Below are 21428 nucleotides of genomic sequence, written 5' to 3'. Positions count from 1 at the left end.
ACTCAAACGGAACAAAACCTGGGACACTTCAGATTGACGCTCGGCATGCTAACAGTTGCATCCATCGTTTTGGCGTTATGGATTATGTTTACAGTTCCTCCCCGGCCGGGACTTGTTGGAGATGGCCCAGGAACCAAAGTTCTTAAGAGATCGATTTTGATGCCTGGTGTGATGGGGGTGCTTGTAGCGCTCTTCGGCTGGACAGTAGCGCACAACATGGTTTACACGTACATTCAACCTTTAACTAGTGGTGTGGGAATAGCTCTTGGCGTAGATGTCGTGCTTCTATTTTTCGGGATTTCTGCGGGGATCAGTATTTTACTTACTGCTGTCGTTGTAGATAAGAGATTGTTCCTGACTGGTCTAATCTCAGGCGCGTTGATGCTTTTAGGATTCTTGCTCTTGTCGGTACCGGCAGCTCCCAACTATTTTTTCATTTCTGGAATAATCGTCTGGGGACTGGGGTTTGGTGGTGCACCGACAGTTCTGCAGACTGCCTTAGCCAGAAATGCAGTTAACTTGGCAGACATTGCACAGTCCTTTTTCGTTACTATCTTCAATTTTGGTGTAGGCATCGGTGGTGCGCTCGGAGGGGCAATATCGAGTCTTTGGGGTGCTTCTGCCCTTAGTATTGGTGCAGGGGTGATGTGTGTCTTAGTTTTCGGATTGCTCGTTGTGAGGAATAGAGATTTCGGAAGGCAGCTTTGAGAGCTAGGCCACACGCAGGTCGGGAGGTGCTTCTCAAAGCAGTCTTGAGCTGGCATCGTGAACATTACACAGCAAGCAGTTGAACAAACTGCACTACCGGAGGTAGCAAACCCGAAAGGGAATGTTACCTCCGGTTTCTTTCGTTTTCTGGTGTATAAGAGTCGAAGATTGCAGGTGCGTCGATTCAAACAGATTGTTCTAAGCTTGCACGCATGCCTTCTTCTGATATTCATGTCAGCGCTGTTGTAGTGAGAAATTCGCGGGGAGAAGTCCTTTGCGTGCGTAAGAAGGGCACTGCGCTATTTCAATTTCCGGGTGGCAAGCTCGAGTTTGCGGAGTCCTCGCTTGATGCGGTGATACGGGAAGTTAATGAAGAGCTGGGGATTTCGCTTGATGCTGCTCTCTTGGTTCCGATGGGAACATACCGTGCAGTTGCGGCTAACGAAGCCGGTAGCGATGTTGTTGCGGATCTTTTTTACTTTTCAGATTCGGTGGAGCCCGTGGCAGCTGCAGAAATTGCTGAGTGCGAATGGGTAAACCCGTCCGTGCCGAACGTTAAGTTGGCACCGCTTTTGAAAGATGAAGTGTTTCCGGAGTTGATTGCCAATCCTGTGCGTTCTGTAGCCGTATTTACAGGGGCGAGCAGTGGTCGCAACCATACCAATGCCTTTCTTGCTGATGCCCTAGGGGCGGGTCTAGCTGAGCAGGGCGTACGGATGATTTATGGTGGCGGCAAAGTCGGCCTTATGGGTGCTGCGGCGGATGCCTGTCTGGCCAACGGTGGCTGTGTAATCGGTGTGATTCCTCAGAATCTTGTCGATGGCGAAATTGCACATCCGGGTCTTTCGCACCTTGAGATTGTTGACACGATGTATCAGCGTAAGCAACGGATGAGTGACCTGGTCGATGCCTACGTGTGTTTGCCTGGCGGCGCTGGAACGTTAGACGAACTTTTTAATGCGTGGACAGCTCAACAGCTCGGGCTTCATCGCAAGCCCATTGCCCTTTTTGGTTCAAGTTTCTGGGCGCCTACGGTATCGATGCTCAAGCATATGGCAGACGAGGGATTTATTCGTCAAGATGATGTCGACACGCTTATTGTTGCCGACACCGTTGATGAACTTCTCGTCGCACTCAATTCTTGGGCTGCGCCGTGCCCCAAGTGGAATTAGTTTCTAAGTTGTATTGCAATAAGTACCGAGTAAAGCGATCTTTATTTGCATCTGCTGGGCTGAACGCTATACCGCAAACGGGTCGTGGTCCGGGTCGCTATTGAATTGAATCTCCAGGTCATGGGCGATCTTCTCCGCAAGCGAAGCGCCGAAGAAGTGGGAGACGAAGGCGACGGCCATATCTATCCCCGCTGCCACACCGGATGACGTCCAGCGATCACGGTCGTGCACCCACCGGGCAGAACTTTTCCAGTCGATGTTGTTGCCGAAAGAGGCGGCCCAATCAAACGCAAGTTTATTGCTGGTGGCGGCGTATCCCTCTAGCAAGCCAGCTGCGGCCAGAACCGCCGAACCTGTGCATATGGAACAGACAAGTGAGGCGCAACTCGCCATTTCGTAGATGCGGGCCAGGAAATCCGCATCTTTGACGAGAGCTCGCGTTCCCTGACCGCCCGGGATGATAACGGTGTCGCACACGAGGGAATCAAAGGTTGTGTCGGGGAGAATCTTCACACCTTGGGAGCTGGCTACCGGCTCCCCATCCGCGGATACAAACTTCACTTGAAGGTCAGGAACCTTAGCGAAGATTTCCGCGGGTCCAAAGACATCCAAGAGCTCGAATCCGTCGAAAAGAATAAACGCTACCTGCTGTGGTCGTTCGTTATTCATGAGCCTGCTCTCGAACCTGCTGCAGTTCTTCGTCCAATAAGGCCTGATCGATCGCGATTGCGGTGGCCACACCCGCGCCCATTGCTTGAGAAACCTGGTCAGGGGAGCTGGTGACGTTTCCTGCGGTCCACAGACCCGCGACGGACGTTTGGCCACGAGGTTGCCGTACTACCCAGCCGTTCTCGGATTCGCATCCGGCGGCTAGCAGCAGTTGATCATTGGGGTGGAAATCTGGTCCGGTAAAGCATGCCTCGAAGGCGCGGGTCGTGGAGGCGGAGCCGTCGGAAGAGGAGGGGTCGGAAGTGCTCACCAGAACCCCCGTGTCCGATGCTGGGTCGGGCTGTACGCCGGAGACGGGGGCGTCCATAAGAACAACACCGCGCTTTTCGAACAGTGCGCGGTCGGCCTCGTCGAGGGAAAGCCCGTTGGTGAAGAACGTGACGCGGTCGGTCCATTTACGCATCAGGTGCACCATGTGCATCGTGAAGCCAGGGTTCTTTCCGCCAATGACGGCGAGGTCGCGTCCGCGCACCTCATAGCCGTGGCAGTAGGGGCAGTGGACAACGCGGGATCCCCAGAGCTCAGTCAGTCCTGGTACGTCCGGCAGCTCGTCGGTGATGCCGGTTGCGACGAGAACCTGCCTGGCCAGAAGCTCCTGGCCGTCGGTGGTGGTGGCCTTCCAGGCGCTGTTCGCGCTCCCTACTTTGTCGAGCGCGGTGACTTCGCCGGGGATGACCTCGCCGCCGAAGGAAGCGAACTCGCTGCGACCTTGATCTAACAGCTCCATGGGGTTAACCCCATCGCGACCCATGATCCCGTGCGCGTGGGCGCTGAAGCGGTTTCGGGGTTTGCCGCTGTCGACGATTGCTACGCGCCGCTGCGCGCGGGCTAGGGTGACGCCCGCCGCTGTGCCCGCGAACCCGCCGCCCACGATGAGTACGTCGAGTGGTTTGGCCGTGTTGTTTTCCATGGTTCGAATCCTCTCTGGGGATTGCTGTACTTGGTCACCCAACCTACATGCTTGTTGTAGTGAGGGAAGGGGTTGTGGAAGTGATTCGCGGCTGGAGAAAGATTGCGCGCCCGACCAGCGTCTAGCTGGTTCCGGGGAAACTTTATTGAAAACGTATTGACAACGCAGCAGGTGAGGGGCAGTATAGAAAGCGTCAAAGCAACCGACTGGCCCGCCCGACCAAGGGGAAGTGGCTCCATGGTTGCCCTGGATTAATAAGGAGTTCATCATGAGCTGCACCACTCACGCCGACCACGATCACAAGCACGGTTCGAACTGCGGCCACGTTGCCGTCCCGCACGGCGACCACGTCGATTATGTTCACGACGGTCACCTGCACCGCGAGCACGAGGGCCACTGGGACGAGTGCGAGACCGTCGAGCACCACGTCCACGAGGGTCACGACCACGAGCATGGCCCGAACTGCGGCCACGTTGCCGTCCCGCACGGCGACCACGTCGACTACATTCACGACGGCCACCGTCACGCGAAGCACGGCGACCACTGGGACGATCACTAAAGCTCGATCACTAAAGCTGCGGAGAAGAGTGACTACTCAATAGTCACTCCGGTAACATAGGCCACCTGAAACGCCAGTGAAAGGAGCGTTGGGTGACGTACCCGCAAGGAAACGACGACCAGACTCGCATGTTCAACACGCAGGGCGGTGCTGGCAACGGTGGCTACGGTGGCTACGGTGGCTATGGCAACCAGGGCTACAACTCCGGCTACAACCAGCCACAGCAAGATTCCCGCGAAGGGCTGCTGGCCGGTCGATATGACGGCAAGAAGGTCGCGGTGAACCTCATCGTCCTCGCCGTCTTGGCTGCGGCCGTCACCTTCGCTGCGGTGTTCATCGCGGATCTCCTTGTGAGCTTCATCCCTGGCGAAGCTTCTGCAGGCGTAGGATCCGCGGTACTCACTGGCGTGGTAGCGGGCGTCATCGGAGTACTTGCCGGACTGCTATACATTCCGGTCTCCGGTACGGGTAACGAGCACCTCTTCGGAATGGCGGTGATTGCCCTGGCGGCCGTCGCCGCGATCGCATGGGTCTTTGCAGGTGGGCTGCTGGACGGCGATTGGGGGACGCTCGTCACGCTCACGGGCATTGTCTGCACCGCCGCGATTGCGTATGTGGTGCCGTCCCGTATTGAATCGGCAGCCGTTTACGGCCCGCGCCGCTAAATATTTTTTCGCCAAACCTTCCGGCAGGGTAGTTACGACCCGGAAGTCTCAGATTAGTCCTTTTTGACGGAGCTCCAGCGGAGGTTGGGGAATCGGGCGAAGCCTTGATCGTCGCTGATCAATGTTGCTTCCTCTGCGATCACCGTGGAAGCGATCCATGCGTCGGGGATTTCGTTGCCACGGAGTTTATGCAGTTGAACCATCTCGTCAAAGATGTCCCACGATGCGTTTACCGGATGCAGAAGTACGGCGTTGGGGGAGGCGAGGATTGATTTGATTGCCTCCAAGGCCTGACCTGGGGTGAGGGGAGTCGAAAAGATCTTCGGGTTCGTCATGATTCGAATGAATCCGGTGGCAACGACGTCGAGGATTCCGACCGATTCACGCTGAGCAAGCGCGTTCTCGAGCCATTGTTTTGCCTCAGTGTGTCTAGGTGCAGTGAAGCTGAACGCGTTAATTAGTACGTTGACGTCAGGGACGATCATCGAGAACCTCCCATAGGGCATCTTTGTCGTCAATGTCTACGAGCATTGGGCCGCAATCAAATACTGGAAGTGTGACGGCAGTTGATTGGTGGGGGGTGCTGTCTACGTGCTCCAAAGCGGTTCGTATTACCTCTTCCACATAGGAGCTTAAAGTCAGGTCATTCAGCTTCGCTTGCCGCTTGGCGGCTTCGAGGAGTTTGGGGGGGAGGTTAATTGTGGTGCGCATAAACACAATAGTAACCGGCATCAAAGCATCAAACAAGAGGTGCATTGATGTAAATGCCTGTTCAGGGCATGTGAATGTCAGATCTTGTGCTATTTGTTAGATGGCGGGCGGGGATGAGAAACCCCTGAAATTTCTTTATCAATGTAGAAATTCTCGTCGTTTTAGGCACTTTTCGGTTGACGCACCCCGGGGGTGGGTGCGTAAGTTTGCGGACTTACGAGCAATCGGCCGGCCACCCGGCTGGCCACGCGAAAGGAGTTTTCGTCTACATGAATAAGTCCGTAAAGACCGCTTTCGCCCGTATTGGCATGGCTGCAGGCCTGGTTGCTGCCCCGGCGGCAGCCGCCACAGTCGCAGCCCCGGCCGCACAGGCTGCACCTGTTAGCGCCTGGGATCAAGTCGCACAGTGCGAGTCCGGCGGCAACTGGAAGATCAACACGGGCAACGGCTACTACGGCGGGCTGCAGTTCAGTGCCCAGACCTGGTCTGGCTTCGGCGGTGCGAAGTACGCCCCGACGGCTAACCAGGCCACGAAGGCGCAGCAGATCGAGATTGCCGAGAAGGTTCTGGCCAAGCAGGGCGCAGGCGCTTGGCCGAACTGCGGCAAGGTGCTCGGCTAATTGCCGAGCTAGGTACCGGATTAATCAAGTACCGCGCTAACTTAGGCGTCCAGGTATTTTTCCGGAATATCGAGAGCTACCAGGTCCTCCCGGGACTTGGTGGATTTTTCTAGCGCTACCTTCACCACGTGGCGCATCTGATCCTCGGGATCGGGAATGCGGCGCTGTTCGGACATCAGGACGGTCAGGATCTCCGGCTGATCCTTGAAGCAGTGCCAGACCACGGCATTCGCCAACGACTCCAGCACCAGGCCGCGCGGCTGCAGAGCCTGCTTCGGACGGTCGGCGCGCTTGCCACCACCCCGCGGGCGCACGTGCAAATCCTGCTGGCCGATACCAACGACCGAACCATCCTTGTTGTAAATGATGGAGGTGTACGGCACGTTGCAGTAGCCGTCCTCGTCGACAGTGGTGGTGATCCAGTCGATCAGCTCGGGGGTAAGTTCTACGTCCATGTACGCGCCGCTGCGTCCGGGCTTGAGGAATTGGAAGGTGCCGGTGCGCGTCCAGGCCTCGTATTCAGTGCCGAGTCGGCGGGCAATGAGGGTGCCGAACAGCACATCCGTCATGGAAAACAGGGTGCCGCCGAAAGCTGCGCCGTGCATGTTTGCGTTCCACCAGCGCAGGTTCAGCACGATGCGTGCAAAGGCCCAGTCGTCCGAGACCTCGGTCATCTTAATGCCGGAAAACAGCAGTGGCGGCCAGAGGTTCATCATGCGTCGCATGCGGCTCGGCTTCTTAATCATTTTGTTCACGAAGCCGGGTACTGCCTTCATCTGTGCTTGGTAAATCTTCTTTAGAGGTTTCATGATGCGTTTATGGTATCGCGGACCGCCTACGGCAGGCAGGTATAAAAGTATTCTTTTCTTGTTGACGCCCCTACGCCCGCGCCGTACCGCATGAGTGTTCGAAACTTACCGTGGATTAACGCTGGATCTTGCGGGGGTTGTCCGGCTGGGTTGCTAGCGTGATGGGCTATGAGCAAGAGGGTAAGCGGCCGTGTAGTCGGCGGCGCGCGTGTAGTCGGCGTGCGCGGTGTGGCAGCGCTGGTGCTGGGCGCAAGCCTGCTGCTCGGCGGGTGCGTCGAGGGTGCGGAGATTCTAGAGGGCGGAAGTTCGGCGTCCCAAAACTCGGAAACGACAGTAGAACCGCCTACAGAAACAATCCCCGACCAGCCGGAACCGCCGGCGGCGCCAGAACAGACAGAGCAGTCAGACCAACCGACTCAGCCCGCAGAGCAAGAAACGCCCGCAGTGCCGGAACGTTCACTGCACCAGCAGAACATGCTGGATCTGCTGGAGACGCTGGCGGTGAAGGGGCGCGCGCCGAAGACCGGCTACAGCCGCGCCGAGTTCGGCCAGCGGTGGAAGGACATCGACCGTAACGGTTGCGACCAGCGCAACGACATCTTGGCGCGAGACCTTACCAACGTGTACGCGCCAAAGGGTTGCAAGGTGCTCAGTGGGGACCTGGATGACCCCTATACCGGCCAGCTGATCCATTTCGTTCGTGGGCAGAAGACCAGCCAGGCGGTGCAGATCGACCACGTGGTGGCGCTTGCTGATGCGTGGCAGAAGGGCGCGCAGCAGCTTACGCCGGAGCGGCGCGAGCAGTTCGCCAACGATCCGCTGAACCTCCTGGCTGTTGATGGACCTTCGAATATGCAGAAGGGCGCGGGCGATGCTGCGACGTGGCTGCCTGCGAATAAGTCCTTCCGCTGCACTTACGTCTCTATTCAGGTGCGGGTGAAGGCGGAGTATCAGTTGTGGGTGACACAGGCGGAGAAGGAAGCGATCCGGCGCGAGCTCGGCCGCTGTTAGAAGCGCAGATAGAGGGCCACTTCCACCGGTTGCACTTCCAAACTAGACTGCTTGGTCTATAATCGTTGAAACGATGCGCACCGGGCTGTGAGTTCCCGGCGCACAAAACGCGCAAAGACGCGCTACCAAGCACTAGGTCGAAAGGGAGTTTCCATGGCCCACAACACAGACGCCATCCACGCAGGCTACGAGCCCGACGAGTTCATGGGCTCCATCAACGTACCGATCTACGCCTCCACCACGTTCGCCCAGAACGCGCCGAATGATCTGCGCGGCGGCTATGAGTACGGCCGGGTGGCGAACCCGACTGTCGATTCGCTGGCCCGCACGATTGCGGCGCTCGAGGGCGGCAAGCACGGCCGTATCTACTCTTCCGGTATGGCAGCGACCGACCACCTGCTGCGCGTGCTGCTGCGCCCCGGTGATCACCTGATCATGGGGCACGATGCTTACGGCGGCACGTATCGCCTGATCGCGACCGCTTTCAAGGATTGGAATGTGGACTTCACCGTCGTTGACACCACCGACGCAGAGGCCGTCCGTGCGGCGCTGACCCCGAAGACAAAGCTGGTGTGGCTCGAAACTCCGACGAACCCGCTGCTCGCTGTGTCCGACATCGCCGCCATCGCCGAGGTGCTTGCCGATGAGTGTGGTAGTGACGCCCCTACGCGCCCGAAGTTGATCGTGGATAACACTTTCTGCAGCCCCTACCTGCAACGACCTCTGGATCAGGGCGCGGACGTGGTGCTGCACTCCACGACGAAGTACATCGGTGGACACTCCGATGTGGTCGGTGGTGCGATCGTCAGCAACGATGCGCAGCTGGATGAGGATCTGGACTTCCTGCTGGGCGGGGCAGGTCCGATTGCTTCGCCTTTTGATGCCTACCTCAACGCCCGTGGCTTGAAGACCCTGGGTGTGCGGATGGATCGCCACTGCTCGAACGCCCAAGCTATTGCGGAGTACCTGGACGGCCGCGACGAGGTCGCCACTGTCCTGTACCCCGGCCTGCCACAGCACCCGGGGCACGAGGTGGCTAAGCGCCAGTCCACCGGTAAGGGATTCGGCGGCATGATCTCCGTGCGTTTCCACTCCGAGGAGGCCGCGCTGAAGTTCTGCCAGTCCACCAAGCTGATCTGCTTGGCTGAATCCCTGGGCGGCGTGGAGTCTCTGCTGGAGCACCCGGCGACGATGACCCACCAGTCCGTGACGGGTTCTCAGTTGGAGGTTCCGCGCGACCTGGTGCGTATCTCCATCGGGATTGAGGATCTGGAGGATCTGCTCGCAGATGTCGCGCAGGCGCTGGAGCAGCTTTAAGATCTGGACTTATGAAGTCCTTTTCTTCTTCCAAGTCCTTGGCTGCACTGGCCACCGCAACTGCCCTGGTTGCCGGCGCCGCGAGTGTAGCTCCGGCCCAGGCCGCAGCGTCGTCCGAGGGTAAGGGGTCCAGTACGGCTCCGATTACCCAGCCCGTCGACCCGGATGACAATCCAAAGAATCCGCAAGCGAACAACGAGGGCTCGCTGGCTAGCAGCGTGGAATCCGCGAACCCGGGCGCGGAGTGGTTGTTGAAGGCCTTCCCGCTGGGCAGCACTGACCCTGCGGGTTCCCTGGGCAAAGATGCGCCGCCGATCGCAGGCATTCTGGCCTGGGTCGGCGGCATCGCGGGCGTATTCGCCCTGGGCGCTGCGGCGTTCGGTGCTTACCAGCACGCCGTTCAGCAGGGATGGATCAAGCCACTATAAATAGTGGCTTGTGCGCAGGGCGTTAGGCGGATTCGCCTTCGCCGCCCTTGTAACCCAACTGTTCGAGCAGCCCGTTCAGCTCCCCATCCTCCGCGTTGTAAATGTCGGCTTCGAGGATGATGCCCTTGTCCTTGTTGATGATGAAGAGCTTCTCGTGAGCCAGCTCTTTGAAGTGTCCGGCGTAGTTGTTCGGGTCGTTGCTTACGACAACCGGGTTCTGGCTATTGAATTCCTTTGACTTAGTGTCGACATACTCTTTGTCGTTGATGAGGTCGACTTGGTTGTATGCCCAACCGGTGCCCCGGACACCCGTGCAGCGAAGGCCGTCCATTTCGCGGGACGGGCGACTGCGGTCTCGGTAGCGGAGATTAAAGTGGCCGTTCTTGCAGCGGTTGACTAGATCGTTTAGCTTCGCGGGCATTGCGCCCTTGTAAGGCTCCTCGAGGGTGTTATCCGGGCCGCCGAAAGTGCCGGGCGCAGCAGGAGTGTCTGTAGCAGAGCTGGAGCTGCTGGAAGTGCTGCTAGACGAGCTAGTGTCCTCGCTAGACGGAGTGTCTTCGGTGCTTGTCTCCTCAGTGGTTTCCTCTGCACCCGTGGATTCCGTCGAGGAGCTGTCGGCGGTGTTCTTTGTTTCCTCGTCATCCTTCACGACAAAGAAGTAGCCACCGACTGCCAGCGCGACCACTACGACTAGGGCTGCGATGATGCCGATGATCTTGCCGGCACCGCCACCCGAATTCTGAGGCTGGCCGTAAGCTGTCGCCCCCGAGCCATACCCTGCTGCACCTGCGCCGTACCCACCCTGGTCGAAAGGGCTCTGGGGCTGCTGGCCGAAGCTGTTCTGCCCCGGCTCGCCATAACCGTCGAACTGGCTCGGCTGGCCAAAGCCGCCCTGCGGAGCCTGCTGGCCATAGCCACCCTGTTGGCCCGGTTGTGCGCCGGGGTATTGCGCGCCTTGCGGATTCTGGCCTGGGTTCTGCCCCTGCGCCGAATTCCACTGCGTGGTTTCGTCTGTCGGGTTGGAGCCGTTAAAAGGGTTGTCGCCCCCGTTGCTATCGCCCGGATTGGGAGTGTTTCCGTAAGGATTGTTGTTCGTCATGGTGGAGTGAAAGTCCTTCAAGTCTCAAGAAACGTCTTTGCTTTTTGCATGGCTCAGAAATTGTGAGCGCATTCGTGGGGTTGAATGCTGCCACGCGACTTGGTGTTCCGCTACGTGTTCAGTTGGGGTGATATAGGGGTGACAGATGGGGGGATGTGTCACCCCACTAAGGGGATTATTTTTCCGAGTAGCCCAGTTCGATGAGTGCCTGCTTCGCCTTTTCCTCATCGCCTAAGTGCAGGGTGGTTTCCATCAGGTAGCCCTTGGACTTGTTGAAGACGAACACGATCGGGGAGTACGTGTCCGGAATGTAGCCAGCGAAATTATCCGGGGCGTCGGACCAGATCTCGGCGTTGTGGTCCTTGGCGTACTTGATCTCGGTATCGGGAGCCTTGGAGTCCTTGATGAGCTTAATCTGCTTGTACTCCAGCGCTGTGTCCCAGACACCGGAGCACTGCATTCCCTGGACTCGTCGCTTATTTTCCCGGTTCAGCTCAAAGGTGCCGGACTTGCAGCCGTAGACCATATCCTTGAGCTTCGCCGGCATTGCGTCCGCGTATTCCTTGGTCAGCGAATCATCGGGGCCACCGATTCGACCGCGTTCCCGGGGCTGCTTCGAAGTAGAGGACTCGGAGGAAGAAGACTCGCTGCTGCTTTCCGAAGACTCCGAAGTTTCCTCGGAGGATTCACCCGACTTTTCCGCGCTGCTCGAGGAACCGGAGGCCTCGGTAGAGCCTCCCTCATCGTCCTTGTTCAGCAGGAAGTAACCACCGACGATGAGACCAATCACTACGACAGCTGCAACGATGATGCCGACGATTGTTCCGGTGTTTCCACCACCGCCGTTGCCACCATTCATCGGCTGGCCATATGCGCCGTGAGGTTGCGAGTTGAAGGGGTTCTGGTCGAACCCTTGCTGACCGAGGCCCTGCTGGCCGTAATTTTGCTGACCATAGCCTGGCTGGCCGTAGTTCTGCTGGCCGTAACTTTGCTGACCATAGCCTGGCTGGCCATAGTTCTGTTGACCGTAGCCTTGCTGGCCGTATCCCTGCTGACTGTACTGTTGTCCCTGATTAGCGGCTCCGTCCGGGTTCTGACCCGGGTTCTGTCCCGGATTGAACGGGGAGCCACCATCACCGAAGTTGTTCGACATGTGAAATCCTTAGAGAAACGCCATAATCATTTATTAGGCCAAAGATTAATACATAGAATTGACCGCTGCAGTGCTCTAGGAATTTTTCGAAGCCAAGTCGGGAAGAACCTCCTTGTGGCGCCACCCCGGCCGCTACATTGGGACTCATGAGTACTAACGCTGCAGCAACCGAACCTTACCCATCGTCCGACTCCCGCGTAGCCGTTGTCACCGGCGCAAGTGCTGGCATTGGGGAAGCAACCGCCAAGCTCCTGGCCGCGGATGGCTGGCACGTCGTTGTGGCTGCTCGTCGTATGGAAAGGCTAGAGCAGGTCGCGCAAGAGATCGCCCAGGAGGGCGGTAAGGCTACGCCCCTTGCGCTCGATGTGACGGATGGGGCGTCAATAAATAGTTTCACCGCAGCCGTGGCCGAGCTGACGGGCTCCAAGGTGGATCTGCTGGTCAACAACGCAGGTGGCGCGCGTGGCCTCGACCTGGTGCTGGAAGCCGATCCGGAGGATTGGCGCTGGATGTTCGAAGCAAACGTGATGGGCACCCTGGAGGTCACCCGCGCGCTGTTCGATCAGCTACAGGTGGCGGAGGCGCCGCAGGTGATCAACGTGGTTTCCGTCGCAGGTCGCGGCGCTTACCGAGGGGGCGCCGGCTACAATGCGGCGAAGTTCGGGCAGACCGCACTGACCGATGTGATGCGCATGGAGTTCGCCGAATCTGGCGTGCGCGTCTGCCAGGTGGACCCGGGACGGGTGGCCACCGACTTCAGCCTCAATCGTTTCAAGGGCGATGCCGAGCGCGCGGCGGAGGTCTATGCAGACAAGCTAAACCTGCAGGCCGAAGATATCGGCGAGACCATTCGTTGGGTCGCGGGGCGGCCACGCCACATGGACGTTGAGTCCATCATGATCCGCCCGCTCGACCAGGTGTAAGCCCGGCAACGCGCCGGGCACGAGCTGCTACTGGAAGGTGACGGCGGTGCCGGTCGCGCTGACCATCACCATGCCGCCCTGCCCCAGGGACTCGTAGTCGATGTCGACACCGACGATGCCGTGCGCGCCCATCTCCAGCGCGCGATCCACCATCTCCTTCAGAGCGGTCTCGCGGGCCTGCAGGATCTCGCCCTCGTAGGCGGAGGAACGGCCACCGGTGAGGTTACGGAAGCCCGCACCGATGTCCTTGAACATGTTGATGCCCGCCACGGTCTCACCCGAAACGATGCGCAGGTACTGCGCGATGGAGTGGCCTTCGACGGAGTTAGTGGTAGTGACGATCATGGTGTTGCTGGCCTTTCTGCGATTTTTTCTTAATGACGCCCACAGTCCCAGCGTGCGCGCCTGTGCAACCGACTATAGAGGAACGCGCGGGGCTGGCGGCTGAAAAAAGGTCAGCTGGTGACGGGGTTGGTTGTGAAGTGTGCCTATGAAAGGCACGGAAGTTACGGAGAGTGGAGCGACGTGTGCGTTTGCTCCGGAGCTTAGAAACTGACTAGAGTTATGGTAACCATTGCATAGGTCAGGACAGATGGGCGGAGAATGAGCTTAATCCAAATTTCGGAAGCAGCGACCAAGTTGGATGTCTCGATAGACACAATCCGGCGCTGGGAGAAAAAAGGGCTTGTAAAGGCTTACCGTAACGCCCGAGGTCAGCGGGAGTTCGACTTCGATGAGATTGAACTTCTAGCAAAGAAACTTAGCGGGGAGTCCACAGGTCGAGGTTTTCATGTCTTTGAAAGTAAACCGACCGGACGCACCGCGATCGATCTTTTCGCAGGAGCCGGGGGGACAGCGCTTGGTCTTGAAAACGCAGGGTTTGAGCACGTTCTAGTTAATGAAATCGACAAATGGGCTGCGCAAACCCTACGAGCTAATCGTCCGGAATGGAATGTTGTCGAAGGTGACGTTCATGAACTCACATTTGATAACAGCTATCCGGATTTGGATCTCGTTGAGGGCGGGTTTCCATGTCAAGCGTTTAGCTACGCAGGCAACAAGAAGGGTTTCGCCGATACCCGAGGTACTTTGTTTCACGAATTCGCACGGATCGTAGGGGAAACACGCCCCAAAGTCGCTATGGGCGAAAATGTTCGAGGGCTGCTAAAGCACGACAACGGGCGAACTTTGAGAACCATGATTGGAATTCTTCAAGATCTTGGCTACAAAGTGGCCTACAGATTGTTGCGAGCACAATACCTAGACGTAGCTCAGAAGCGTGAACGGCTGATTATTTTGGCGGTACGTGGAGATCTAGATCTGCCGATTCTCTTCCCGAAGGAGAAAAACTACACGCTATCCCTCAGGGAGGTTATTTCTGATGTCCCGGCGGGGCCGGGAATGGAATACAACGACTGGAAGCACGAGGTGATGGAACGAGTCCCTGAGGGAGGAAACTGGCGCGACCTCCCTGAAGATATTCAGCGGTCGTATATGAAGGCAAGCTTCTTCCTAGGTGGTGGAAAAACCGGGATGGCTCGCAGGCTTTCCTGGGATGAGCCATCCCTGACGCTTACTTGTAATCCGGCACAGAAGCAGACGGAGCGATGCCACCCGAGCGAAACGAGGCCACTGAACGTGCGAGAATACGCACGCATTCAGTCCTTCCCTGATGAGTGGGATTTCCAGGGAAGCGTTTCGCAGCAGTACAAGCAAATAGGCAACGCTGTGCCGGTAAATCTGGCCTACCACGTCGGAATCGGTATCCAGGCAATGCTCGATGGTGTAGTTCCCGAAGGCTACGAAGAGGTTCAGCCTGAGGAAAAGGTACTAGCGACAATCTTCGACTAGTGCGGATTGTGTCGGGAGGCTCTTCCGAATGGATTGATCAATGTAGACATCTGTTATCAGGTTGGTCTGATCTGTCTTATGTACGCTGACTTCATTTAGAACTTTCCTAAATACTGGAGGTAACGCGTGCAATAGCTGGTTGAGAGCATCTGGGTCTCCGGTTACGAGATGGTAGGCAGTGGTTCCATCTATGCAGCGTACGTATGGTACTTCTACCCGTTCTGCAATCTTCCAAGGCTTATCGTAAGGTTCCTGTTTATCGGGAACAATTTGGATTAGGTAGGCAACCCATTTGGATTCTCCGCCACGGGACTTGACCGCAGTTTTTAGATCATCCCAGACCGAGCGTTTCTGAGAAGCATTCATCGTGTTGTAACGCATTTTGACTTCCGCCAACACGTTGCGATTGCCGGCTAGAGCAATTTTATCGTCGGAATAGATATCGAAAACTCCACCGCGAGCGCCCAAGTCATTCCAGCCGACGGCATTACCCAGGATAGATTGGTGAAAACTTCCAATCGCATTCTGAAGTGTTTTTACAACTGAAACGTCTTTGGCGATCCGCGCGACCGTTTTTTCGGGCAGGTCAAGGAAGGTGCTAAGCGCGATAGCCAGCGTAGGATCTGTTTGAAGATTCTTTTTCTGTTCACCAGTGATCTTCTGAAGAGCTTTGCCGAAGCTCTGAAGTGTAATAGCTTCGACTTTCTCCTGTGAAATCCATTCAATAGGCCAGTCTGTGCTTGTGGACATTTGTACCTCCAGTTCTTTTAGCTAAAAATCAGTCTAATCACTCAGCTTCATCTGTGGAAAAGCATTTTAGGGAATAGTCTGGGGGCATGGTCACCGTGATCGCCAGTCCGCAGTCCACCTCCGACGATCTCGGGCCGCTGACGTTGGAGGATCTGCCGGAGGATCTTATCGCCACAGTGCGCGGCGCCAAGTACGTGGAAGTGTTTACAGGAGCTGGCATGTCCGCCGATTCCGGTTTAGATACCTTCCGCGACGCGCAGACCGGCATCTGGTCTCATATTGATCCCCAGGCGATGGCCAGCTTAGATTCCTGGGCGAAGGACCCCGAGCCCATGCTTGCCTGGTATCTGTGGCGGGCGGTGTTATGCCGCCGCGCAGAGGCAAACGCGGGGCACCGGGCGATAGGTGAGTGGACGGAACGAGGGGGCGTCACCGTACATGTAACCACCCAGAACATCGATGACCTGCACGAGCGTGGCGGCAGTAAGAACGTGGCGCACCTACATGGGAGCCTGTTTCGCTATCGATGCAGCATTTGTAGCAAGCCCGCGCGCATGCCCGAGCTGCCCGAGAAGCAGGTGGAACGTGCCACGCCGCCGACGTGCTCGCTGTGTGGAAATCCGGTGCGTCCCGGCGTGGTGTGGTTCGGTGAGTCGTTGCCACACCGGGAGTGGGAGGCCGCCGAGGAGGCTATGCGGGCGGCGGATCTGGTGGTGATCATTGGCACGTCAGGAGTGGTGTGGCCCGCCGCAGACCTGCCCGCGATCGCAGCCCAGCGCGGCACGCCTATCGTGGAGATCTCGCCCGCGCGCACCGACCTGACGGAAATGTGCACATGGTCTCTGCGCACCACCGCGGCGAACGGGGCGCCGCTGCTGGTGGAGGCTGCGGAGGGCGCCGACTAGCGCCGGGTTGATTTAGCCCGACTAGCGCCCGCTAGTTCTGCGGGTTTGGAGGCGCGGGCTGATTCTTCTTGGGCATCAGCCCGACGTTCATTGGCGGGATCTTGTGGTTCGGATCGAACATCTGTGCCTCTAGCTCCGGAGCCAGAGTCTCCGCGAAGATGTTGTTGAAGTGGTGCGCATCGCGGTAGACCGCCATGTTGCCGATGATGGACGGGCACCAGTCCTCGCGGCACACCGCCGCGGTCAGATCCAGGAGGGTCACGTCCATGCCCTTGTAAGCATCGATGGAAGGATCCTCAGGCAGCAGGGAATCCCAAATGCTCTGGCCACACTCGGCGTTGATGGCCAGCACCTCATCGAAGTTCGGGCGACCGGGGTTAGCCAGGCCAGGGAAACCATCGTCTTCCGCAGCTTCGCCCTGCTTGCCTTCCATCATCTCCGCCACGCAGGTGCGCATGTCACGCGGTGCGCCGTTGGCGTTGGTCTGCCACGGGTTATCGCGCATCAGCCAGCTGTGGATGCCCTGGTCGGTAAAGCTCTGGACCAGATCCTTGTACTCCTGCGGCACCTGCTCCGGGCCCGCGCCACCGATCGTGGACGGTCGGGTGCCGGTCATGAAGATGCCCTCTGTCGGCGGGTGCTCCTTGATGTATTCCACGACCTTTTTCGACCAGCTGATGCAGGTGGGGTAGGGATCGCCGTTGACGCGCGGGATGTTGGCGTTCACCGGGCAGCCCATCTTCAGGATCGGGATCATCTTCACGTGCCGGTTGCGGCCCACGATGTCCAGCGCCGGAATGTAGTGCTCGGAGTGCGAACCGCCGATGACGTACAGGGTCTTGTCAGAGTGGATGTCGCCGTAGGCGCATTCCTCGTCGGAACGGTTGTAGTTCTTCTTCAGAATCAGCGCATCGCTATCGAAGCCGATCTGGCAGCCATCCGGCTGGGTCTGCGGCAGCAGCGAATGGAAGTCCTCCAATGGTGGCACCAGCGGCATGTTCTCCGGCACGGGAGCGTTGTTTAGGAAGCTTGCCGCGCCGGGGTAGATTGACCGATCGGCCGCCAGATCCCACAGCTGTTCGCTGTTCACGTCCTCGCGGTGCTGGAGGTACTTCGGGGAAACCACCACTGCGCCGGCGATCACGATAACCAGCACGGCGTAAATGGCCTTCGGCCAGGCGGAAAGGGACTTTGCCCAGTAACGAGGGCTCAGCAGCACCCAGTTACGCTCCGGCTTCTTGCCCTGGCGCAGCGGGCGCTCGATCAGGATGTTGGACAGCCAAGCCAGCACCACGCTGCCCCCGATCACAGCTGCGCCCAGCGCCGGGGTGACCTTGGGGACGTTGAAGTAGTAGACGCACAGCACCAGGATGGGCCAGTGCCAGACATACAGCGCGTAGCTAATGCGGCCCAAGAACTGGAACGGACGGGTCAGTAGCATCCGGGTAACGCCGACGGGCTCGCCGGAGTGGCCGGCAACAACCACCAGCAGCGCGCCGACCAGCGGCACCAGCGTCCACGGGCCCGGGAACTGGGAAGAGCCATCCAGGAAGATGCCGGTACCGATGATCATGGCCAGACCCACGATGCCCATGATCGTGCGCGTCCAGCGGCCGAGGGGACGCAGCACAGGGTTGCCGTTGGCATCTCGGCGCAGCAGCAACATGCCCAGCAGACCGCCCAGGCCGATCTCCCAGAAGCGGCTCAGGGTGGAGTAGTAGTTGATGGTTTGGTCTTCTATGTGGAAGTACGTGGCGTAGGCGAAGGAAAGCACCGTGGCGGCGGTAAGCACAACAAGCAGTACTTGGCGGGCGTACTTGCGGAAGATCAGGGCAATCAGAGTGATAACCAGTAGCGATCCGGCGTAAATCTGCAGCTGGGCAGACATGGACCACAGGTGCTGGAACGGGCTGACCGTGGTCTTCACGGACGTGTACTCGCGGCCGGTGTATGCCAACTGCCAGTTGATGTAATAGCCCAGGGCGGCCACCGCATCCTTCGCCATCTGCACATGCACGAGGCGGTTCATCAGCAGCAAGGAGGCCGCAAGCACGCTAGCAACCACCACCGCGAGCAGCGGGAAGAGTCGCCGGATAATGCGGATCAGAGACTGCGGGAACGTCAACCCCTTCGGGTTCTGCGCATTTCGCAGCTGGCTGCCAAAAAAGAAGATGCCGCCGAGCAGCAGGAACACGTCCACGCCCGAGCTGACTTTGCCGACGAAGACGTGGAAGACCACGACCAGGCCGATAGCCAGGCCGCGCAGCCCCTCAATGTCGTAGCGCATGCTGGAGGAGCGCACGCCGGACTTACCGGAAGAGCCAACCTTCTTGGCGGTGCTTTGCGCAGCGCCGGTGGATTCCGTTGATTGTTTCGCCGTTGATTGTTTCGCCTGAGTGGCGTCCGACTGCTCCGTTGTATGGTGCGAGTTCTCGTCCGCCGTAGAGTTTCCCTGTGCCATAACTTGAATCAGTCTATTGACCAGCGGGAAAAATATCGAAACGACTCACCCGTCAGCGCTCAAAGTGCATAGGCCTGCAACTTTTGGCGCTGCCTGTTTGCGCCGTGGAACCGCGCCACCGAGCTACTCGAAATACACATCCTCCAAGGACAGTGCCTCCGCTGCGCTGGCCTGCTTACGGGCTGTTTCCACGTAACGCGCTGCATGGGCGATGAACCCCTGCCGCTCCTCCTCAGTCAGCTCGCGCCGTACCTTCGCGGGCAACCCGGCGGCCAAGCTGCCAGCCGGAATCTTCTGGCCTTCCAGCACCACCGCGCCCGCGGCGACGAGGCTACCGCTGCCGATCACGGACCCGGACAACAGCGCCGACTGCATGCCGATCAACGTCCCCGCACAGCACGCACCCATAGAACACCGAGGAATCCGCCCCGATCTCTACATCTCCAATGATCGTCACGCCGGGGGAGATCATCGCGCTGCGGTGGATCCTCGGCGCCTTGCCCTGAAACGGAAGGATGAGCGGTGCTGCATTCATGTTCTCTATGCTAACTATTTTTGGACGCCCCCACGCCCCCCTTTCCCGAATGGTTCACGCAACATCGCAGGATCGGTAGCGTTGGCGTCATGAGTAAGAACACCACGAACGACGACCAGCCAGTAACGATCCTGGTCGTCCACCACAGCCCCACAGAGAAGGCCCAAAAGCTGGCGGACACAGTCCTCGCCGCAGCGCGCGCCGCAGCCGAGGAAGTGAATGCCGAGATGGGGGAGGCCGGGGATGGCGGCGGCCAGCCAGCCGTGCAGGTCCTGGAGCGGCAGGCATTGGATCCCGATGTCGACGAGCTGCGCGGCGCCAGCGCGGTGATCCTGGGAACTACTGCCAACTTCGGCTACATTTCCGGCGCCCTCAAGCACTACTTCGACACGGTGTACGTGCCGGTCCTAGAGGACATGAAAAACACCCCGACCAGCTGGTGGATCCGGGGTGGATATGACACGACAGGTGCGGAGAAAGCCATGCGCTCCATCCTCACCGGGTTGGAATGGCAGACGGTCGCCGAACCCGTCGAGTTCACGGGAGATATTGAGCCCCACCTGGCGGAGCTAGAGGTGATGGCGCAGGCGGTAGTGGGCCAGGCTGTGGCGTCGATAATTTAAGGCGCTTTAGCGCTGGTCGGACAGCGCGTAAGCAGCACCGGCGACGGCCGCAGTGACCGAAAGAACCGCAGGCCAAGCACCAATCTTCTTAGCCAACGGGTGGGACAGGCCGAACGCCGCGATGTAGCCGGTGGTCAGCCCCGCAGCTACCCCGGCACCGGCCTTGGCATTCCAGGAACGGGCGGCATAGCCCCCGGCAGCAGCGAGGATGACGCCGCCGAGTGGCCGGATGCCGGTCTCCCGCGCAGTCAACCAACCACCGATAAGACCGGTGGAAACAACCGCGGCGGTGCTGACCTCCTTCGCAGGCTTCACAGTGGTGGTGGGCTTGAGCTGATCCAGCTTCGTTTTCTTAGACATGCCCCCACCCTACGCGCGCGACGAGACCTAGACTTCGTATAATCGACAAAACGATGACTAGGGTGGCAAGTAGTTCAAGGTACAACGATCATGAGGAGGAACATTCCATGGTTGATCGGATCGATACCCGGCTAACCGAGCTGTGGGGAATCGATAAGCCAATCATCGGCGCACCAATGGCCGGGCGCTCCGACGGCGAGCTGGCTGCAGCGGTGAGCCGCGCCGGTGGCCTGGGCATGTTCGGTGCCGGTGCGGGTACTGCGCCGGAGTGGATCCTCGAGAATGCGCGTATCGCGGCGGAAGCTGGCCCCTATGGCATTGGCCTGATGGTGTGGGCGCTGGAGGACAACCCCGCGCAGTTCGACGCCGTGCTGGAAGCCCGCCCCACCGTGGTGAGCTTGGGGTTCGGGGATCCCGCGCCCTATGTGGATCGGGCGCACGAGGCCGGAATTTCCGTTGTCGCGCCGATCAACACCATGGCTCAGCTGCGCCAAGCGCTGGCCGCGGGCGTGGACGCAGTGTGCGTGCAGGGAACCGATGCCGGCGGCCACACCGGTCGCATCGGCACCCTGCCGCTGCTGCAGATCGTGACGGAGTACATGCAGCTTCACGCGCCGGGCGTGCCGATCGCTGTCGCCGGAGGTATCGCTACGGGACGGGGCGTGGCCTCCGTGCTGGTAGCTGGTGCGGACGCAGCCTGGGTGGGCACTGCGCTGCTGGCTTCGCCTGAAGCTGCGGGGTCAGAGGAGCTCCGGCACGCCGCGATCAAGGCCACGGCCAGCAAGGCCGTGTTGACGGACATTTACGACCGCGCCGAGAAGCAAAAGTGGGATACCGAACAGTGGCCAACCCGCACTGTGCGCAACGCATTTGTGGATACGTACGGACCATTGTCCGACGCTGGTGAGGTAAGTGATGAGGAACTGATCGCCGCCCGCGCTGCGGGAGGCGACTTCGCCGACGAACTGAAGCTGCACGCGGGGCAAGGCGTTGAGCTGCTGCGGGCAGAGGTTCCGGCGGGGGATGTCGTGCAGAAGATGTACGACGAAGCGCTGTGTTGCCTACGGCGCTTCGCTTAGGTTTCCCCAGGTGTACTAGTCGCTAGCTGTTTGGGGCTAGCGACTCGAGG

General features: G+C 58.9%; 22 protein-coding genes and 2 pseudogenes. 13 read left to right on the top strand and 11 right to left on the bottom strand.

Translation table 11 applies throughout. The features are described from left to right. Both HMPREF2678_RS07680 and HMPREF2678_RS10080 read left to right on the top strand, forming a co-directional pair. Positions 1-708: pseudogene (locus tag HMPREF2678_RS07680) on the top strand (MFS transporter); the annotation flags it as partial. A 212-nt stretch (positions 709-920) separates the two neighbouring features. After that, entirely contained in the window at positions 921-1880 is a 960-nt protein-coding gene (locus tag HMPREF2678_RS10080; RefSeq protein WP_034974108.1) for a TIGR00730 family Rossman fold protein, read from the top strand. Between the two features lie 66 nt (positions 1881-1946). On the opposite strand, the gene HMPREF2678_RS07670 is transcribed toward HMPREF2678_RS10080, so the two are convergent. Both HMPREF2678_RS07670 and HMPREF2678_RS07665 read right to left on the bottom strand, forming a co-directional pair. Beyond that, the gene (locus HMPREF2678_RS07670) at positions 1947-2549 is read right to left on the bottom strand and encodes a DJ-1/PfpI family protein (RefSeq protein ID WP_070551839.1); all 603 of its coding nucleotides are present in this window, start codon (positions 2547-2549) and stop codon (positions 1947-1949) included. Then, positions 2542-3519 (bottom strand): NAD(P)/FAD-dependent oxidoreductase, encoded by a 978-nt coding sequence (locus tag HMPREF2678_RS07665; RefSeq protein WP_070551836.1) that lies wholly within the window; start codon positions 3517-3519, stop codon positions 2542-2544. Before HMPREF2678_RS07665 ends, HMPREF2678_RS07670 begins: the two co-directional genes overlap by 8 nt. A gap of 268 nt (positions 3520-3787) precedes the next feature. On the opposite strand from HMPREF2678_RS07665, the gene HMPREF2678_RS07660 reads away from it, so the two are divergent. Then, the gene (locus HMPREF2678_RS07660) at positions 3788-4078 is read left to right on the top strand and encodes a hypothetical protein (RefSeq protein WP_070551846.1); all 291 of its coding nucleotides are present in this window, start codon (positions 3788-3790) and stop codon (positions 4076-4078) included. Positions 4079-4170: 92 nt separating this feature from the next. Continuing rightward, entirely contained in the window at positions 4171-4743 is a 573-nt protein-coding gene (locus HMPREF2678_RS07655) for a hypothetical protein (RefSeq protein WP_070551833.1), read from the top strand. Between the two features lie 53 nt (positions 4744-4796). Here the strand turns inward: HMPREF2678_RS07655 and HMPREF2678_RS07650 are convergent, their stop codons facing one another. After that, positions 4797-5228 carry a TA system VapC family ribonuclease toxin gene (locus HMPREF2678_RS07650; protein WP_034966517.1) on the bottom strand — a complete coding sequence of 144 codons (432 nt, stop codon included), beginning with the start codon at positions 5226-5228 and terminating at the stop codon, positions 4797-4799. Positions 5229-5762: 534 nt separating this feature from the next. On the opposite strand from HMPREF2678_RS07650, the gene HMPREF2678_RS07640 reads away from it, so the two are divergent. Continuing rightward, positions 5763-6074: a transglycosylase family protein gene (locus HMPREF2678_RS07640; protein WP_246817914.1), complete on the top strand. Its 312-nt coding sequence runs from the start codon at positions 5763-5765 to the stop codon at positions 6072-6074. 41 nt (positions 6075-6115) lie between these two features. Here the strand turns inward: HMPREF2678_RS07640 and HMPREF2678_RS07635 are convergent, their stop codons facing one another. Further along, positions 6116-6883: a PaaI family thioesterase gene (locus HMPREF2678_RS07635; RefSeq protein ID WP_070551829.1), complete on the bottom strand. Its 768-nt coding sequence runs from the start codon at positions 6881-6883 to the stop codon at positions 6116-6118. 168 nt (positions 6884-7051) lie between these two features. Here HMPREF2678_RS07635 and HMPREF2678_RS07630 point away from each other — a divergent pair, with 168 nt between their 5' ends. From HMPREF2678_RS07630 to HMPREF2678_RS07620, 3 genes are all read left to right on the top strand, one after another. Then, entirely contained in the window at positions 7052-7894 is an 843-nt protein-coding gene (locus HMPREF2678_RS07630; RefSeq protein ID WP_070551827.1) for an HNH endonuclease family protein, read from the top strand. A gap of 153 nt (positions 7895-8047) precedes the next feature. Further along, positions 8048-9211, top strand: coding sequence for a cystathionine gamma-synthase (locus HMPREF2678_RS07625; RefSeq protein ID WP_034966500.1), 1164 nt, complete (start codon positions 8048-8050; stop codon positions 9209-9211). Positions 9212-9222: 11 nt separating this feature from the next. After that, complete coding sequence (locus HMPREF2678_RS07620; RefSeq protein ID WP_070551825.1) at positions 9223-9639, top strand: hypothetical protein; 417 nt, start codon at positions 9223-9225, stop codon at positions 9637-9639. 22 nt (positions 9640-9661) lie between these two features. Here the strand turns inward: HMPREF2678_RS07620 and HMPREF2678_RS07615 are convergent, their stop codons facing one another. Together HMPREF2678_RS07615 and HMPREF2678_RS07610 are read right to left on the bottom strand one after the other, a co-directional pair. Beyond that, entirely contained in the window at positions 9662-10738 is a 1077-nt protein-coding gene (locus HMPREF2678_RS07615) for a hypothetical protein (RefSeq protein ID WP_034966494.1), read from the bottom strand. Between the two features lie 175 nt (positions 10739-10913). Beyond that, entirely contained in the window at positions 10914-11891 is a 978-nt protein-coding gene (locus tag HMPREF2678_RS07610; protein WP_070551823.1) for a hypothetical protein, read from the bottom strand. A gap of 146 nt (positions 11892-12037) precedes the next feature. Here HMPREF2678_RS07610 and HMPREF2678_RS07605 point away from each other — a divergent pair, with 146 nt between their 5' ends. Beyond that, a complete protein-coding gene (locus tag HMPREF2678_RS07605) occupies positions 12038-12814 on the top strand; it encodes an SDR family oxidoreductase (RefSeq protein ID WP_070551821.1) in 777 nt (258 codons plus the stop codon). 27 nt (positions 12815-12841) lie between these two features. Here HMPREF2678_RS07605 and HMPREF2678_RS07600 read toward each other — a convergent pair whose 3' ends face one another. After that, positions 12842-13159 carry a YbjQ family protein gene (locus tag HMPREF2678_RS07600; protein WP_034966487.1) on the bottom strand — a complete coding sequence of 106 codons (318 nt, stop codon included), beginning with the start codon at positions 13157-13159 and terminating at the stop codon, positions 12842-12844. A gap of 258 nt (positions 13160-13417) precedes the next feature. Here HMPREF2678_RS07600 and dcm point away from each other — a divergent pair, with 258 nt between their 5' ends. After that, positions 13418-14665: a DNA (cytosine-5-)-methyltransferase gene (dcm, locus tag HMPREF2678_RS07595; RefSeq protein ID WP_070551819.1), complete on the top strand. Its 1248-nt coding sequence runs from the start codon at positions 13418-13420 to the stop codon at positions 14663-14665. On the opposite strand, the gene HMPREF2678_RS07590 is transcribed toward dcm, so the two are convergent. Next, positions 14645-15415, bottom strand: coding sequence for an Eco47II family restriction endonuclease (locus HMPREF2678_RS07590; protein WP_070551817.1), 771 nt, complete (start codon positions 15413-15415; stop codon positions 14645-14647). The two genes, dcm and HMPREF2678_RS07590, sit on opposite strands and share 21 nt — an antisense overlap. A gap of 218 nt (positions 15416-15633) precedes the next feature. On the opposite strand from HMPREF2678_RS07590, the gene HMPREF2678_RS07585 reads away from it, so the two are divergent. Next, a complete protein-coding gene (locus tag HMPREF2678_RS07585) occupies positions 15634-16320 on the top strand; it encodes an NAD-dependent protein deacylase (RefSeq protein WP_371325842.1) in 687 nt (228 codons plus the stop codon). A 31-nt stretch (positions 16321-16351) separates the two neighbouring features. Here HMPREF2678_RS07585 and HMPREF2678_RS07580 read toward each other — a convergent pair whose 3' ends face one another. After that, on the bottom strand, positions 16352-18781 hold the full coding sequence (locus tag HMPREF2678_RS07580; RefSeq protein ID WP_230580237.1) for an acyltransferase family protein: 2430 nt from the start codon (positions 18779-18781) through the stop codon (positions 16352-16354). 123 nt (positions 18782-18904) lie between these two features. Further along, positions 18905-19316, bottom strand: a pseudogene (locus HMPREF2678_RS07575) (gamma carbonic anhydrase family protein). Positions 19317-19405: 89 nt separating this feature from the next. Between HMPREF2678_RS07575 and HMPREF2678_RS07570 the strand changes: the two are divergent. Then, positions 19406-19939, top strand: a complete 534-nt coding sequence (locus HMPREF2678_RS07570) for a flavodoxin family protein (RefSeq protein ID WP_034976944.1) — start codon at positions 19406-19408, stop codon at positions 19937-19939. 6 nt (positions 19940-19945) lie between these two features. On the opposite strand, the gene HMPREF2678_RS07565 is transcribed toward HMPREF2678_RS07570, so the two are convergent. Further along, the gene (locus tag HMPREF2678_RS07565) at positions 19946-20299 is read right to left on the bottom strand and encodes a hypothetical protein (RefSeq protein ID WP_051873869.1); all 354 of its coding nucleotides are present in this window, start codon (positions 20297-20299) and stop codon (positions 19946-19948) included. 107 nt (positions 20300-20406) lie between these two features. On the opposite strand from HMPREF2678_RS07565, the gene HMPREF2678_RS07560 reads away from it, so the two are divergent. Beyond that, on the top strand, positions 20407-21378 hold the full coding sequence (locus HMPREF2678_RS07560) for an NAD(P)H-dependent flavin oxidoreductase (RefSeq protein WP_034979924.1): 972 nt from the start codon (positions 20407-20409) through the stop codon (positions 21376-21378). Positions 21379-21428 lie beyond the last annotated feature (50 nt).

The sequence above is a fragment of the Corynebacterium sp. HMSC058E07 genome (genome assembly GCF_001809885.1).
Taxonomy (GTDB): domain Bacteria; phylum Actinomycetota; class Actinomycetes; order Mycobacteriales; family Mycobacteriaceae; genus Corynebacterium; species Corynebacterium macclintockiae.
Note: the sequence above shows the minus strand (reverse complement) of the source record. Positions and strands in the feature narration are given on the sequence as shown.